Source organism: Acinetobacter sp. YH12099, from assembly GCF_013419195.1.
Lineage (GTDB): Bacteria > Pseudomonadota > Gammaproteobacteria > Pseudomonadales > Moraxellaceae > Acinetobacter > Acinetobacter towneri.
In genome coordinates this window covers 53,561-69,535 of record NZ_VPAP01000011.1, presented here as the reverse complement: position 1 = coordinate 69,535, position 15,975 = coordinate 53,561, and the positions used below count along the sequence as shown (strand labels likewise).

The window sequence follows — 15,975 nt, the reverse complement described above, 5'->3', positions numbered from 1 at the left end:
ACTTGGCAATAGTCTCGCTATTCCCTGCGTTTCATGCCTGATCTGCTCAGTTTTAGCCTACAGCGCAAGCCATTTATGAAATGTCAACAGACCCTATATGGCTTTCCGAATCAACCAAGCATTCATTTCCTGCACATCTTGTTCAGTCAATTGCCCAACGGCTGCTTTCAACTGTAACACATGCTTCAAATAGTCATACTGTGCATTGAGATAATCCTGCTTGGCAGAAAAGGCGTTACGCTGTGCCAACAGTACATCCACCATGGTTTTTAAACCTTCCTGATATTGCGCTTTGGATGCTCGTGCCACTAAATCTGCTGAATTCATTGCAGCCTGTCGCGCCTGCAATTTGGCTTGATCAGTTTCGACTTGTAAATATGCCTGTTTCACATCGGTATTGGCTTTACGGATTGCTGCATCTAGCTCGGCTTCAGATTTTTGTACCAAAACCACTGCTTTTTGCACATTTTTATTGACCCGCCCACCGCTAAACACATTCCAGTTCATTTCAATCCCGACCTGGTCGAACTGACCATCGGGCGACATGATACTTTCAGGGCTTTGTTTGGCATAACCATAACTGCCCACAGCTTCTACCTGCGGATAACGTGCTGCTTGTTCAACCCGACGTGCATCTTCGGCATATTGTCGCTGCAAACGTGCCTGTTGAATAGCCAAATTTTGAGTTTGTGCCAATTGCGACCATGCCTCTAAACTTTCAGGCACAGGTTTTTGAAATTGAAAGTCATCTCGCAAAACTGCCAAACTTTCTTGATATGGCCCAATCAATTGTGCCAACTGCTCTTGTGCCAAAACCAACTGCACATGTGTTCCAATCCTGTTCGCTCGTGCATTTTGATATTGCGCATTGGCTTCACTGACTTCACTTTTAGCCACCAAACCTTCACGCAGTTTGGCATTCATCATATTGAGCTGTTCCAACAAAGCTTTTTCTTCTTGTAAATATGCTGTTGTTAAAGACTGCTGTCTCAGCACATTAAAATACGCTTCTGATACATTCAAAATATGTTGCTGTTGTTGTAAACGTAAGGTGACTTCACTCAGGCTTAACGAGGTTTTGACTTGTTTCAGGGCTTGCCAAGCATCCCAACGAAATAAAGGCTGACGTGCTGTTAACGCGACTTGACGTGAAGTTGAAGATGAACTGCTTAAAAGCTCTGGCGAGGAACTGGCAATATTGACTCGACTCATTTCCTGACTTTTACGGGTGATATTGCCCGACAGAGTCACAGTTGGCAGTAAATTGCCTTGCGCAAGCCCTAAATTTAATTGATCGGCCTGATATTGTAATTGCTGTGCGCGCCAAGTCGGATCGCTATTTTGAGCACGCTGATAGGCTTGCATTAAATCCAAAGCAAAAGCGCTTGAACTCATCCAACATAAGCATGTTACTAACATCATTTTTTTCATTATTTTTCGATCAACCCACTCTGTAATTTCGTCAATCCTACTGCAATGTATTTTTACACCGCCCATACTAAAGCGAATTTGCATTTTTTTCGTATGACTTTCATTAATTTTGATAATTTTTCATATTATTTCAATTCATTGCAATACTTAAGCAAAGCCATACACGTGCTAACAATCACTGCATAAAGTGGCACTTACTCACAGGCATGTAACCAAACTCTAGCAGAATACTACAATTTACTCCGCGGCTTTGACTTTACAATGCAAGCTCTCCCCTCGTCCTTCGACCCAAGCTTCTAAAACCGTGTGCCTCACAGCGGATATTTTAAATTTAGAATTTTGGTATGAATGACTCATTTTGAATTTTTGGAATCCATAGTGCCTAAATGAAGGCACTAGATGATGAATGAATACTCATGTTGAATTGCTGTAATGGTTAAATTTCTTCGCGCCAGTAAACTTGCCCTACTGCTTGGCAGTTGTCTGTATTTGCTCGCCTGCCAAAATTCAGATACACCTCCCGTAGCTGAACCACCAAAGGTACAGGCCAGTGCCAGCGAGCCTGTGGATTTGACCCAAATATGTGAAAACATTCAGCACAATATGCAGCAAATTGACAATACCCGCACCACGTTTGCGCTAGAACAAATTAATCAGGATTTAAAAGTTTGCCTACCGTTGCTACCTTTAAATGAGCAATTAAATTTACTCAATCTTTCGACCCAAATGTATCAACGCTTTTTGCATGTAGAACGCAGCGCTGCAGAACAAGCCGCTTTTGATCAACATGCTTTTGATATGGCGCAGCATCCGACCATTCAGCAAAGTCATTTTGAAAACTTTGCCTTGCGTGATCAATATTTATTGAAACATAAGGGACAAGCCTATTTAGAGCTATACGATGCAGGTGAAGCACAGTTGGTTTATCGTCGTAGCCCACAATACTTAGCCATTATTTTTGCGCCTTACATGCCCGATGCCGAGCAGATTTTTATTGAAAGAATGGCCAATGACAATATGCAGCACAGCTTGCGTGATGGTGGACTCACCCTTGATGCTGCCGATTTGGCAGAACGCGCCTTATTTTGGGAAGATTACGTGCAGCGTTATCCTAAAAGTCACTTTATACGGGATGCACGTTATCTAGCCGAAGTGTATGCCTTGCTGCTGTTTAAAGGCACAGTCAACAGTCCTGTTTCTCAGGATTATGTCGATGAATACAGTATCCAACCTGCCGTATTATTTGAAATTAAAAAACTGGCAAAGTTGCAAAAATCTCCCTTAGCACAGCAAGCGCGTAAATTCCTTGCCTTTTTACACATGAGCAGTGAACAACGACTCACTGAAATTGCAGCACAGCCCACTGCACGTGAACAGCGTGAATATGGCGATGATGCTTTAGTACATGCACAGTTGCATCAATATTTAAATTTAAAGAACATCTCCATCCATGCAAAACGCGATTGTTTTAGTGATGCCGTTTGTATTACTCGCTAATTATCCAAAGTCGCTTAAAGCTCAAATACTTGTCATTAGGCATCAAAGAATAAAAGCCGCGCGAAGCCTGCTTTTATACCAACAACGTGCTACTATTTATACAGCTTGACGGAGCGCGAGTAATGCCTCGCTGAGATTGTGTCCATGCTGAGTTTGTAGCCTAAAATCTGCAAACCAAGCTGTAAACCCAAGTACCGTTGAACCTGATCAGGTTAAAACCTGCGTAGGAATCAAGCCCATCTAAAAACATAGCACCCAAATTGTTCCCTTGTTCAAGACAGATCAGTTTGCCCTTGTTTTTGGTCGTGCTTGATTCGTTGATTTCATTCTTCAGGATCATTGCAATGAACCAATTAACGAATCTATCCCCTGCTGATATTTCTGCTCAACACGAGCAAGATGCCAAAGATTTAACCCGCATTTTACCTGCATCGAAAAAAGTCTATATCCAAGGCTCACGCCCAGACATTCAGGTGCCAATGCGTGAAATTGAACTGACCGACACCCCAACAGGTTTAGGCGGTGAGCACAATCCGCCGCTCATGGTGTATGACACTTCAGGTGTATATACCGATCCAAATGTTGAAATTGATCTGAATAAAGGCTTGCCGAACATCCGCGACAGCTGGATTGAAGAGCGCCAAGACACCGAAAAACTAGAAACCCTTAGCTCGGCATTTGGTCAAGAGCGTTTACGCGATATTCGTACTGCAGAGATCCGTTTTGCCCATATTCAAAAGCCGCGTCGTGCCAAAGCGGGTAAAAACGTCACCCAAATGCACTATGCCAAACAAGGCATCATTACCCCTGAAATGGAATATATCGCCATTCGTGAAAACCAACGCCAACGCGAAGGTGTCGATATGCGTCAACATCCAGGGCAAAACTTTGGGGCTAAAAATCTGACTGAAATCACACCTGAATTTGTACGTCAGGAAGTAGCTGAAGGCCGTGCAATTATCCCTGCCAACATTAACCACCCAGAATGTGAGCCGATGATTATTGGTCGCAACTTCTTGGTCAAAATCAATGCCAATATTGGTAACTCGGCACTGGGTTCAAGTATTGATGAAGAAGTCGCAAAAATGACTTGGGCGACCCGTTGGGGTGCAGATACCATCATGGATTTATCGACAGGTAAAAACATCCATGAAACCCGTGAATGGATTATCCGCAACTCGCCTGTGCCAATTGGTACTGTACCTATTTATCAGGCACTAGAAAAAGTAAACGGCATTGCCGAAGACCTCACTTGGGAAATCTTTAAAGACACGCTGATTGAACAGGCTGAACAAGGTGTGGATTACTTCACCATTCACGCAGGCGTGTTATTGCGTTATGTACCACTCACGGCCAATCGCTTAACAGGTATTGTATCGCGTGGCGGTTCAATCATGGCGCAATGGTGTTTGGCGCATCATGAAGAAAACTTCCTTTACACACACTTTGATGAAATCTGCGAAATCATGAAAGCTTACGATGTATCGTTCAGCTTAGGTGATGGTTTACGTCCGGGTTGTATTCAAGATGCCAACGATGAAGCACAATTCAGCGAACTGCGAACTTTGGGTGAATTGACTCACCGCGCTTGGGAACATGATGTGCAAGTGATGATTGAAGGCCCGGGGCACGTACCAATGCACATGGTCAAAGAAAATATGGACTTGCAACTTGAAGTCTGTAAAGAAGCACCATTCTATACACTCGGCCCATTAACCACGGATATTGCACCAGGTTATGACCATATTACTTCTGCAATTGGTGCAGCGATGATTGGCTGGTACGGTACAGCGATGCTGTGCTATGTGACACCTAAAGAACACTTAGGCTTACCAAACAAAAAAGACGTCAAAGATGGCATCATCACCTATAAGATTGCAGCCCACGCGGCCGACCTTGCCAAAGGTCACCCAGGTGCACAAGCCCGTGACAATGCCCTATCTAAAGCACGTTTTGAATTCCGTTGGGAAGATCAGTTCAACCTAAGCCTTGACCCAGATACCGCACGCAGCATGCATGATGAAACCATGCCAAAAGAAGCGCATAAATCTGCACACTTCTGTTCAATGTGCGGACCAAAGTTCTGTTCGATGAAAATCACGCAAAATGTGAGAGATTATGCACAAAATCAAAATGCTGCGAACAAAACAGAGCAAGTAGATGCAGAGGTAGAATCAGGTCTCAAAGCCATGAAAACCGCTTATCAGGAACATGGTCAAAAATTGTACCATAAGCTATAAATTGTTTAAAAAGCGTTTGTATTCAATCAAATCTCAGTTAGGATGAAATCATGCTTTGCTCATCCTGATGAGAGTTTATGAAGATTATTCAACAAGCAACTTATGGTCAACACGATGCACAGATTCACCAGCGTGAATACCTGTATCGCGGGTTTATTCAGGTTGAGAAAGTCAGCCTGAGCCATCGCTTGTTTAATCAAACCACCTATACCCCAGTCCTTCAGCGTGAACTCATTCAACGCCCTGAAGCGGCTGGGGTACTCATTTATGATGCAGCACAACAAAAATTTGCCCTGATTGAACAATTCCGTATTGGTGCAATTGATGATTGCGACTCGCCTTGGCAACTCGAAGTGATTGCAGGCGTGTTAGATGGTAATGAATCACCTGAAAGCTGCATTCGTCGTGAAGCTTTGGAAGAATCGGGCTGTGAATTAAAAGAATTACAACATTTATTCAGTTTTTATCCATCTGCAGGTGCATGCGCAGAGCTGTTCCACTTATATAGTGCGAATACCACGCTACCACAGGAAGGTGGCGTTTTTGGAATGCCAGATGAGGGAGAAAACATCCAACTACATATTATTGATTATCAGGACATTCCTGACTTACTGACCAATGGTCGGCTAAAGAACGCACCTGTCATTATGGCATTGCAATGGTTACAACAACAAATTAAAACCGTGAAGGATGTCTAAGGGGTCAGGCATGACTTTATTCTCAAACAATCATCAGCAACGCTGGACCATTGTACAAATTTCAGATACGCACCTCATGAATCAGGAAGATTTAGAGTTTGTGCACATGAATCCTGAACGCAGCTTTCACGCGGTAATGCACGATATTCAACAGCAATATCCGCAGCTCGATGCTATTTTCCATACAGGCGATTTAGCACAAATCCCTGTTGCTGAAACCTATCAGCGTTATTTGCAGTTTATGCAGACTTTGAATACGCCGCATTTCCAGATTCCGGGCAATCATGATGATGCCGCGGTTTTTCCATTCCATTTACAGTCCAATCAAGTTCATGCAATTGAGTTGGGCAATTGGAGTGTCATTTTACTGAGTACTGCGGTTAAAGGTCGGATTGATGGCTGGATGGACGCAGCACAATTACAGCAGTTAGATCAGCTTTTACAGCAACATGCGCAGCAGCAGGTGATTATTGCCTGTCATCACCATCCTTTTGATATGCAATCGCACTGGATAGATCAGCACAAACTTAAAAATACCGAAGCCTTAATTGATGTATTGGCACGCCACAACAATGTCAAATTGGTGCTGTGTGGGCATGTGCATCAAGACTCATTAAATGAATGGCAAGGGATTCAATTTTACTCTACGCCTTCGACCTGCGTGCAATTTAAACCACATAGCCAGCACTTTGCGCTTGGGCCTGAGGCACCGGGTTACCGTGTGTTACATTTGAATGCAGATGGCAGTTTTAGCACCCAAGTGCATCGGGTTGAGCATGTCACACAACAAATAAATTTTGAAATTTCAGGGTATTAACTTTCCATTTTATTTTTTTTGCTTTACTTTATGCCTTCAACGAAAAAATGCGATAACACATCCAAACATCAAAGACTATCCATAATCAAAAAAAGTCTATATGATGACGTCCCCCGAAGAGAGAATTCTTTCTGAGGGAGTGGATAAAAACACTTGCATATCACCATATTTTTCGCGTATGAATCTTACGCATATGATGAGGAATGCCCTACATGGCGAATGACAACCAAAATCAAGTCTTGGACGAACAAACAGATCTTGTAGAAGAAAAAGCTACAAAACGCGTGCGTAAGGCAAAGCCAAAGGCTTTAGAGGGTGGTTCTACAGCTAGCTTATTTGGTATTGCACCTTATCAGCCGAAAAAGAATGAAGAATACATGTCTGAAGGACAACTCGAACATTTCCGTCAAATTTTAATGGCGTGGAAAGAAGAGTTAATGTCAGAAGTAGATCGTACACTCAACACCATGCAAGACGAAAATACCGCTTTGCCTGATGTGAATGACCGCGCGACACAAGAAGAAGAATTTGCGATTGAATTACGTACCCGTGACCGTGAACGTAAATTGATTCGTAAAATTGAACAATCCATTGAAGCGATTAAAAACGATGACTATGGTTTCTGTGAAACTTGTGGTATCGAAATTGGTCTGCGTCGTTTAGAAGCACGCCCAACGGCAACGTTATGTATTGACTGCAAAACTTTGGCAGAGATCAAAGAGAAGCAAAATAACGGTTAATTGTGACTGTTGAAAATTCTTTAGCGGAGCATGCTCCCCATGCGCAGCAGCGAGATCATATTTCGCTGACGCGCTACTCAGGTCGGTTTGCGCCATCGCCAACCGGCCCTTTGCATTTTGGCTCTCTCATTACTGCCGTTGCCAGTTATTGCGATGCCAAAGCCCAGCACGGCACTTGGCTGGTACGTATTGAAGATACTGACATCCCACGCATTTACCCTGGCAGTGAAAATCATATCTTGCGTTGTATTGATGCCTTTCAATTTGAGCCGGATGCCGAAATTATTTTCCAGAAAGATCGCCTCGATCTCTATGCAGCCGTGTTGCAACAATTGCAGCAACGCGACTTGGTCTATGCCTGTCAATGCACCCGCAAAATGCTTGGCTCCAATCATATTTATGCAGGGACTTGCCGCAATTTAGGTTTAGATTTTGCCAATCAAGCGATTCGAGTCAAAGTCACAGACCAAGAGATTTGCTTTCAAGACCGCCTGCAAGACAAACAATGTTCCAACCTTGCGCAGGACTTGGGCGATTTTGTCCTAAAACGGCGTGATGGCATTATCAATTATCAACTGGCAGTGGTGGTGGATGATTATTTGCAAGGCATTACCCATGTGGTTCGCGGCGCAGATTTACTCGACAACACCGCACGGCAAATCTATTTGGGGCAACTGTTAGGCTACCCTAAACTCAGCTACACGCACCTGCCTTTAGCCATGAATGCACAAGGGCAAAAACTGTCTAAACAGAACTTGGCACAAGCTTTAGATTTAGCCCAAGCACCGAAGCTGCTACAAGCCGCTTTAACTGCCTTAAATCAAGCCACTGTCGAATTAGACACCCCTGCACGCATGCTTACGCAAGCCATTCAGCAATGGGATCTTTCACGTATTCCTGCAGGCACAGCTTTACACGGCTATTATTTATAAAATTTAAAATTCAGTTATGCTCAAATTGAAATGGATCATTTGAGGTTGTGTCATGTTTTTTATTTTTGGTGTTGGACCGAAAACCAAAGTGGTCGAGAAAAGTCAATTTAGCTGCCCCGTTTGCCGCACTCGCAGTAGCTATGAACTCAGACAGCAACGACAATATTTTTCCTTATTTTTTATTCCCTTGTTTCCTATGTCTAAACAAAAAAATACTACAGTCAAGTGCTTACACTGCGGAACAGTCATGCCAAGCATGGTCTTGCACCATGCTCAGCCAGAAGCGAAATAGAAGGATAAATTCTAGAAGCTGGATTCTTCACGGCTAGGGTTAATCTCATGCGTGCTGGCTTCAATTTTCAGAATCAAACTCACCATCACTGCACACATAATTAACGATGAACCACCATAACTAATAAAAGGTAGAGTCAAACCTTTGGTAGGCAACATACCCATATTCATGCCTGCATTCACCATAATCTGTAATAAGAAGATAATGCTGATGCCATAAGCCAAATATCCTGCACGTAAGTACTGGTTTTTCAGGGCGCGATGACCAATTTTAATGCAGGCAATCAGTATAGCAAAAGACAAGCTCAACACCACAAAAATGCCTAAAAAGCCAAACTCTTCACCTAAGACAGCCAACATAAAGTCCGTATGTGCTTCAGGTAAATAGGACATTTTCTGGATACTATGCCCCAAGCCTACGCCTGCCCATTCACCGCGTCCAAATGCCATTAAGGCGTTAGACAACTGATAACCGACACCCAAAGGGTCATTCCACGGGTTTGAGAACGACATTAAACGCTCAAAACGATAAGACTCAAATACCACCAAAAACACAAAGGCGGCAATAATCGCGCCAAAGGCAATACCAAACTGAATTAATGGCGCACCAGCTAAAAAGAAGACCCCTAACATGGTCAAGGCAATCACCACGGTCGCCCCCAAGTCAGGCTCTGCAATCACCAAACCTACCGTGACTGCCATAATCACTGCAAGACGAATCAGACCTTTAATGTTATTACGCACTTCTTCGGCACGGCGCACCACATAGTCAGCGGTAAAAATGGCCATCATCACTTTAGCGACTTCGGAAGCTTGCAGGGTAAAACCTGCGACCCGAATCCAGCGTTTAGAACCATTGACTTCAGTACCCACCAGCAACACTGCAGCCAACAAGGCAATGGTCACAATCCACAGAAAGAAGGTGTTGTTAAACCAGGTATTCAGCGGCACTCTATAGGCAATCACGGCAGCGATTAATGCCACCACAATAGAAATGCCATGACGCAATACATAGTGAAAGGCATTTTCATGCATGCGCTCGGCATAAGGCATAGAAGCCGATGCCACCATGATTGAACCAATACATAACAGCGCCAGTACGCTAAAAATCAGTACATTGCGTACATTCACTTCCGCTGGCAGTTTGGGTAACCAGCGCTCATAGACCTGATTGAGTTTATTGATTGTTGTCTGAGCAAAGCCAGCCATATCTCACACCTTATTGTTGTTATACCAGTGCGTTGACATAAGCAACGAACTTGTGACCACGTTCTGGATAGCCCGAGAACATATCAAAACTTGCACATGCAGGTGACAATAACACCACATCATGCGCTTGTGTATGTTGTTGGCAGATTTCAACTGCTTGTTGCAAGGTATCTGCAGTTAAGAGTTGGGTTGTTCCCGCAACTGCTGTTTCAATTTTCGTAGCATCCTCACCAATCAACACTGCCAGTTTGGCATATTGTTGCAATGATTGGCGTAGCGCAGTGAAGTCCTGCCCTTTGCCTTGCCCACCTAAAATAATCGCAACCTTACCGCCTTGTGCCTGAATTGCTGCACCCAAGCCATCTAAAGCTGCCAAAGTTGCACCGATGTTGGTTCCTTTGGAGTCATTATAATAACGCACCCCATGTAATTCTTTGACGAATTCACAACGATGCTCCAAACCTTTAAAGGTTTTCAGCGTTTCCAGCATGCTGTGCATAGATAAACCAATGGCTTCACCCAATGCCAAACACGCTAATGCATTAGCAATATTGTGTGTGCCTTGAATATACATCTCGGTGCTTTTTAATAAACGCTCACGCCCACGTGCCAACCACATGCTGCCATCATCATCTTTTAATAAGCCGTATTGGTTTAGGTCAGGCGCATTTAAGCCAAAACTTTGCATAGGAGTCTGATCTGGCACCAACGGACGACTCAAAGCATCATCACGGTTAAACACCACTTTTTTCACACCCTGAAAAATACGATGTTTGGCGGTGTGATAACCGAGCATATCGCCATGACGGTCTAAATGGTCTTCACTCATGTTCAGCACTACCGCCACTTCTGCATTTAAATTCGAGGTGGTTTCTAGCTGAAAACTGGAGAGTTCTAAAATATACAGTTCAGGATCATCTTTAATCAAATCCAGCGCAGGGCGTCCCAAATTTCCACCTACCGCGACTTTTTTACCTGCCTGCTCTGCCATTAAACCAATCAGTGTGGTAACGGTACTTTTCGCATTAGACCCTGTAATTGCCACAATAGGTTTGTCGGTCGCACGACGTAAAATCTGAATTTCACTCACCACAGGAATGCCCTGCGCCATCGCAGCCTGAATTTCAGGGAGTTTTGGATCTAAACCTGGGCTAATCACAATTTCTTCCGCAGACAGCAATAAATCCTGATCAAACTGACCAAAACGGGTTTCTACTTCGGCAGGAATTTGGTCATGCCCTGGAGGTGTGGGGCGAGAATCTGTCACAGCAACGCGGTAACCCTGATGATGTAAAAAATTAACGGCTGCAACACCAGAAATACCAAGTCCTGCAACGACTTTTAATCCACCACGTTGTATTAACATTTTTGCCCCATTTTGTGCGCTAATTTTGAAACAGACAAAATAGTAGCACTTTGCTGTTTTGAATGCTTTTTCTGTTTGCAGTTCCTGCAGTTTTTTTGTGTCAGTGCGTAAAAAAACCGTCATATTGCAGACGGTTTTTAAAAAGAATATTGCTAAAGTGAATAAACAAGTCTATTTCCACTTCACCGCTTGAACTTCAACTTTCTTTTCTGCGGGTTGATCTTGAGAATCACAACCACAACTCCCACCACAGCCTGCCGCGGCTGCAGGTTTTAGCCATTTGGCCAAGCCATGCCAGCCTTTTTCAGTACAGAAATTGGAGAGTTTTAGAAAAACTGCGCCAGAAGTCTTGGGAAAGACTTTTTTAAAGACTACTACAGCACTCCACAGTACCAATGCAGCAACAATTAAAATTTCAACCATGTTCATCTACTCCTGTAGGTCAGGCATGTGCCTTAACCCAACAAATACGATGCCGTTTGATAAGTCAGGAATGACATGAAATAAGCCAAACCAAATAGATAGCAGGTCATAATACTGACCGTACGCCATGATCCTGTTTCGCGTTTTACCGTTGCTAAAGTTGCCAAACAATGCGGTGCATAAATAAACCACACCAATAACGATAAACCCGTTGCCAATGACCAGCCCAGTTCACCACCACCACTAATTAAAGCAGCCAAACCTTGGGACATGGCATCTTCATCCACTGCAGATAAGGCATAGACTGTGCCTAATGCAGCCACCACCACTTCACGCGCTGCCATCGCAGGAATCAAGGCAATCACGATCTGCCAGTTAAAGCCCACAGGAGCAAAAATTGGCTGTAATACATGCCCCAGCATCCCTGCAAAACTATAGTCAATTGCAGGCATGGTCGCGCCTTCAGGCGGCTGCGGGAACGTACACAAGAACCACAATAAAATCGACAGTGCAAAAATAATGCCACCGACACGCTTTAAGAAAATTTTGGCGCGATCTAGCAAACCAATCCAAACACTTTTTAGGTCTGGAAAACGGTAACTTGGTAGCTCCATCAACAAGACATGCTCAGATTTATCTTTTTGCAAAAATTTAAGCACAAAAGATACGCCCAAGGCACTCACAATGCCTGCCATATACAGACCGAACAAGACCAGACCTTGTAAATTAAACATGCCCCATACGGTTTGATTGGGAATGAATGCTGCGATGAGTAAGGCATATACAGGCAAGCGCGCAGAACAAGTCATTAACGGCGCAACCATAATCGTGGTTAAACGATCACGTGGGTCAGCAATACTACGTGTTGCCATAATGCCCGGCACTGCACAGGCAAAACTAGACAGCAATGGAATAAAGGCACGACCACTCAAACCTGCGCTAAACATCAGCTTATCGAGCAAGAATGCGGCACGTGGCAAATAACCCGATTCCTCTAAAATTAAAATAAACAGGAACAGAATTAAAATTTGCGGCAAGAACACCACCACACCGCCTGCGCCCGCAATAATGCCATCCACAATCAAGCTGTTCAGCAAGGGATGGCTAATGTTTTCGCCAATCACTTCACCTAGCCAGCCAAATAAACTTTCGATGCCATCCATAAACGGTGCAGCCCAAGCAAATACCGCTTGGAAGACAACAAACATCATCACCGCAAGGCTGACTAAACCGAATACAGGATGTAAAAAAATTTTATCGAGGAAGTCGGAGCGTTTGTCTTCTTGATCTACAAAGTGCACCACATCATGCAAAATGGTTTGAATCCGTTGATGCTGACTGCCTGTTAAGCCTGTCAATTCTGTCTGCGGAACAGCAAATTTGCCCTGATCTAAGGCATGCATTAAGTTTTGAATACCTGAATCACGCACTGCCACGGTTTCCACCACAGGTACACCCAAACGCTCAGACAATTTTTGCGTGTTGATTTGCATGCCACGACGACGCGCCTCATCCATCATGTTGAGTACCAACAAAATCGGACGACCCAGTGCAATCATTTCCAAAACCAAGCCCAAATGCAATTTCAGGTTGGTGGCATCCACGACACAAAGAAAGGCATCTTGCTGACCTTCTTCGGCTATTTTGCCTTGTACCACATCTCGAGTAATGGCTTCGTCGGGACTGGTGGCTTCTAAACTATAAGTTCCAGGCAAATCCAACACCCGCACCGCCTGTCCCGAAGGCAAGGTGAATTGCCCGACTTTACGCTCTACGGTCACGCCTGCGTAGTTGCCAACTTTTTGACGTGTCCCTGTCAAATGGTTAAATAAAGATGTTTTACCGCAGTTTGGATTCCCTACAAGTGCGATACGTAAGGCATCGCTCATGCGGACACCCCTTGTTCAATTTCAATGCGTTCAGCTTCTACTTTGCGCAAAGCAAAACGGGTAAATCCCACTTGAATCAAGATTGGATCACCACCAAAAATACCTTTGGTAATCACCTGCACCTGCGTACCCGGCACAAAACCCAGTGTTTCTAAGCGGTTTGCCACTAAGTCACTAAGGGATGTTCCACCATCGGCGGTACGTAATACCTGACGGATGATGGCTGTTTGTTTTGCTTTAAGTTCTGACAAACGCACCGTGAAATTCCTATACCATTTTGCATATTATAACATGCAAATGAGAACAATTAACAAATAAGGTCGACTTACATTTAAATGCTTTATATCACATCGACAGCCTTGCTGAATTGGATTAGAGTAGAAAATAACGCTGCTTATTATCGAATTTCTCAATTAATTTTGTGATTTCGTCTGTGATTCCTATGCTGAACAAAAAACCTCGTATTCCTGCTGCAATACAAATTCCAGAAGCTTTGAGCTTTTTGGAAGGCTATCGCAACGATTTAATCGCGCAAAGTGTCAGCCCGCATACCCGCAATGCCTATCTGTCCGATTTAATTCAATGCAGTGACTATGTCAGCAAACCCATGCCTGAATGGAATCATGACGATATTTCAGATGTACTCATCGAACTCACCAAACAACAAAAAAGCCCCCGCTCTATTGCACGCTGCCTGTCTGCACTACGTTCTTTTTATAAATTTTTAAGAGAGCACAAACTGCGCTCTGACAACCCTGTTGCTGCGCATAAAACCCCAAAATTAGGTCGTGCCTTACCCAAAGATTTATCTGAAGCCGATGTTGAAGCCTTAATTCACGCTCCTGACATCAACACTGCACTCGGATTACGAGATCGTGCCATGCTTGAAGTCTTATATGCTTGCGGTTTACGAGTGACGGAATTGCTGAATTTACGTTTAGAATTAATCAACCTAAAACAAGGCTATTTACGAATTGTAGGTAAAGGCAATAAAGAGCGTTTGGTGCCTATGGGACAAGTCGCTTGTGAATGGATAGAAAAATATTTAACCGAGTCGCGTCCGCAACTGTATAAAAGTGCCACCGATTATCTATTTTTAACGGTGCATGGCGGCATTATGAGCCGACAAAATTTTTGGTATGCCATTAAACGCTATGCCCTGCAAGCAGGCATTCAAGCCGAGTTATCGCCACACACGTTAAGACATGCCTTTGCCACACACTTACTCAATCATGGGGCAGATTTACGTGTGGTACAAATGCTGCTCGGGCACAGCGATTTATCCACTACACAAATTTATACCCACGTTGCACAAATCCGTATGCAGCAATTGCATGCCCAACATCATCCACGGGCTTAAAAAAACAAAAACGACGTAGAAGCATAGGGTCTGTTGACACTTCATCTATGAACGTAAGCCATTTATGAAATGGCAACAGACCCTAACGATCACGAATATTTTTTGTTATGCTAACGCTCTATTTTTTATGCCAACAAGAAAGGGTTGTTTATGACATTTACCCGCTCGACACTTTTGATTGCCTGTTCACTGGCAAGTGCTTTTGCAATCACCGCATGTTCAAATGCAAACAATGAAGATAAAAAGCAAACCACACTCACCGCCAGTGCGCCTGCAACGGGTGAAGCATCAACCCTAATTGAACGCAATGCACAACAGCGTTTAAGTACAACCTTGCAGCAACATTTTAAAACTGCAGGTATCAACGCCAAAATTACCGACATTAAAGCCACTGAAGTTCCAAATTTATTTTGGGTGAGTCTTGAAGGCATGTCATCGGTCTATGCCACCAGTGATGGCAAATACATTATTCAGGGCGATGTGATCCGTTTAGGTGACAAAGAACTGCATAACGTCAGTGAAAACCTGCAAGCAGGCGTGAACAAGAAAATTTTTGCTGAATTAAAACAGGAAGATTTATTGGTATTCCCTGCCAAAGGCAAAACCAAACACGTCATTTATGTATTTACCGATGTCAGCTGTCCATATTGCCATCGTCTACATGAACAAATGGATGAAATGAATGGTAAAGGCATTGAAGTCCGTTACATTGCTTGGCCGCGTGGTGAACAGCACATGCCTGCTATGGAAGCAATTTGGTGTAGCGAAGATCGTCACGCTGCCTTTAATCAGGTCATGAATGGCGCACAAATTGCACCTGCCAACTGTAAAAACCCTGTTCGTGCTCAGTATCAATTGGGCTTAAATATGGGCGTCAATGGCACACCTGCGATTTATAATGCCGAAGGCGTATATTTAGGCGGCTATCTGTCTACCGCTGAATTGATCAAGCGCTTAGACAAATAAAAATAGCGGATCTGTGGATGCTGCATCATCCCAATACACCAAGACGTAGCATCTATGAAGCCAATATAAATAACGATTTTTTATGCGTTATTTTACTTTTTTTTATACTGTGAAGA

Annotated in this window: 15 protein-coding genes and 1 riboswitch; of the genes, 9 read left to right on the top strand and 6 right to left on the bottom strand. The window is 43.7% G+C overall.

Going from position 1 to position 15,975, the window contains the following annotated elements; translation table 11 throughout:
- Window positions 1-93: 93 nt before the first annotated feature.
- Entirely contained in the window at window positions 94-1,431 is a 1,338-nt protein-coding gene (locus FTU39_RS08375; protein ID WP_104852922.1) for a TolC family outer membrane protein, read from the bottom strand.
- Window positions 1,432-1,863: 432 nt separating this feature from the next.
- Here FTU39_RS08375 and FTU39_RS08370 point away from each other — a divergent pair, with 432 nt between their 5' ends.
- From FTU39_RS08370 to FTU39_RS08340, 7 genes are all read left to right on the top strand, one after another.
- Window positions 1,864-2,928, top strand: coding sequence for a hypothetical protein (locus FTU39_RS08370; protein WP_180051999.1), 1,065 nt, complete (start codon window positions 1,864-1,866; stop codon window positions 2,926-2,928).
- A 99-nt stretch (window positions 2,929-3,027) separates the two neighbouring features.
- Window positions 3,028-3,175, top strand: a riboswitch (TPP riboswitch).
- 97 nt (window positions 3,176-3,272) lie between these two features.
- Window positions 3,273-5,168: a phosphomethylpyrimidine synthase ThiC gene (thiC, locus tag FTU39_RS08365; RefSeq protein WP_096901934.1), complete on the top strand. Its 1,896-nt coding sequence runs from the start codon at window positions 3,273-3,275 to the stop codon at window positions 5,166-5,168.
- Between the two features lie 77 nt (window positions 5,169-5,245).
- Entirely contained in the window at window positions 5,246-5,866 is a 621-nt protein-coding gene (locus tag FTU39_RS08360) for an NUDIX domain-containing protein (RefSeq protein WP_167845707.1), read from the top strand.
- Between the two features lie 10 nt (window positions 5,867-5,876).
- Window positions 5,877-6,683 (top strand): 3',5'-cyclic-AMP phosphodiesterase, encoded by an 807-nt coding sequence (cpdA, locus tag FTU39_RS08355; protein ID WP_180051998.1) that lies wholly within the window; start codon window positions 5,877-5,879, stop codon window positions 6,681-6,683.
- A gap of 212 nt (window positions 6,684-6,895) precedes the next feature.
- Window positions 6,896-7,423: an RNA polymerase-binding protein DksA gene (dksA, locus tag FTU39_RS08350; RefSeq protein ID WP_004975725.1), complete on the top strand. Its 528-nt coding sequence runs from the start codon at window positions 6,896-6,898 to the stop codon at window positions 7,421-7,423.
- A 2-nt stretch (window positions 7,424-7,425) separates the two neighbouring features.
- Window positions 7,426-8,355, top strand: coding sequence for a tRNA glutamyl-Q(34) synthetase GluQRS (gluQRS, locus tag FTU39_RS08345; RefSeq protein WP_004975723.1), 930 nt, complete (start codon window positions 7,426-7,428; stop codon window positions 8,353-8,355).
- A gap of 52 nt (window positions 8,356-8,407) precedes the next feature.
- Window positions 8,408-8,647 (top strand): zinc-ribbon domain-containing protein, encoded by a 240-nt coding sequence (locus FTU39_RS08340; RefSeq protein ID WP_104852920.1) that lies wholly within the window; start codon window positions 8,408-8,410, stop codon window positions 8,645-8,647.
- Window positions 8,648-8,658: 11 nt separating this feature from the next.
- Here the strand turns inward: FTU39_RS08340 and ftsW are convergent, their stop codons facing one another.
- The 5 genes from ftsW to FTU39_RS08315 all read right to left on the bottom strand — a co-directional run bounded on the left by ftsW (window position 8,659) and on the right by FTU39_RS08315 (window position 13,790).
- Complete coding sequence (gene ftsW / locus FTU39_RS08335) at window positions 8,659-9,855, bottom strand: putative lipid II flippase FtsW (protein ID WP_180051997.1); 1,197 nt, start codon at window positions 9,853-9,855, stop codon at window positions 8,659-8,661.
- A 19-nt stretch (window positions 9,856-9,874) separates the two neighbouring features.
- Window positions 9,875-11,221: a UDP-N-acetylmuramoyl-L-alanine--D-glutamate ligase gene (gene murD / locus FTU39_RS08330; protein ID WP_026438396.1), complete on the bottom strand. Its 1,347-nt coding sequence runs from the start codon at window positions 11,219-11,221 to the stop codon at window positions 9,875-9,877.
- A gap of 171 nt (window positions 11,222-11,392) precedes the next feature.
- Window positions 11,393-11,644, bottom strand: a complete 252-nt coding sequence (locus FTU39_RS08325) for a DUF6587 family protein (RefSeq protein WP_004975717.1) — start codon at window positions 11,642-11,644, stop codon at window positions 11,393-11,395.
- Window positions 11,645-11,676: 32 nt separating this feature from the next.
- The gene (locus tag FTU39_RS08320; protein ID WP_131260988.1) at window positions 11,677-13,533 is read right to left on the bottom strand and encodes a ferrous iron transporter B; all 1,857 of its coding nucleotides are present in this window, start codon (window positions 13,531-13,533) and stop codon (window positions 11,677-11,679) included.
- Entirely contained in the window at window positions 13,530-13,790 is a 261-nt protein-coding gene (locus FTU39_RS08315; protein ID WP_004975713.1) for a FeoA family protein, read from the bottom strand. Before FTU39_RS08315 ends, FTU39_RS08320 begins: the two co-directional genes overlap by 4 nt.
- A gap of 185 nt (window positions 13,791-13,975) precedes the next feature.
- Between FTU39_RS08315 and xerD the strand changes: the two genes are divergently transcribed.
- Both xerD and FTU39_RS08305 read left to right on the top strand, forming a co-directional pair.
- Window positions 13,976-14,893: a site-specific tyrosine recombinase XerD gene (gene xerD / locus FTU39_RS08310; protein ID WP_004975712.1), complete on the top strand. Its 918-nt coding sequence runs from the start codon at window positions 13,976-13,978 to the stop codon at window positions 14,891-14,893.
- 150 nt (window positions 14,894-15,043) lie between these two features.
- Window positions 15,044-15,859 carry a DsbC family protein gene (locus tag FTU39_RS08305; RefSeq protein WP_004975709.1) on the top strand — a complete coding sequence of 272 codons (816 nt, stop codon included), beginning with the start codon at window positions 15,044-15,046 and terminating at the stop codon, window positions 15,857-15,859.
- Window positions 15,860-15,975: the final 116 nt, after the last annotated feature.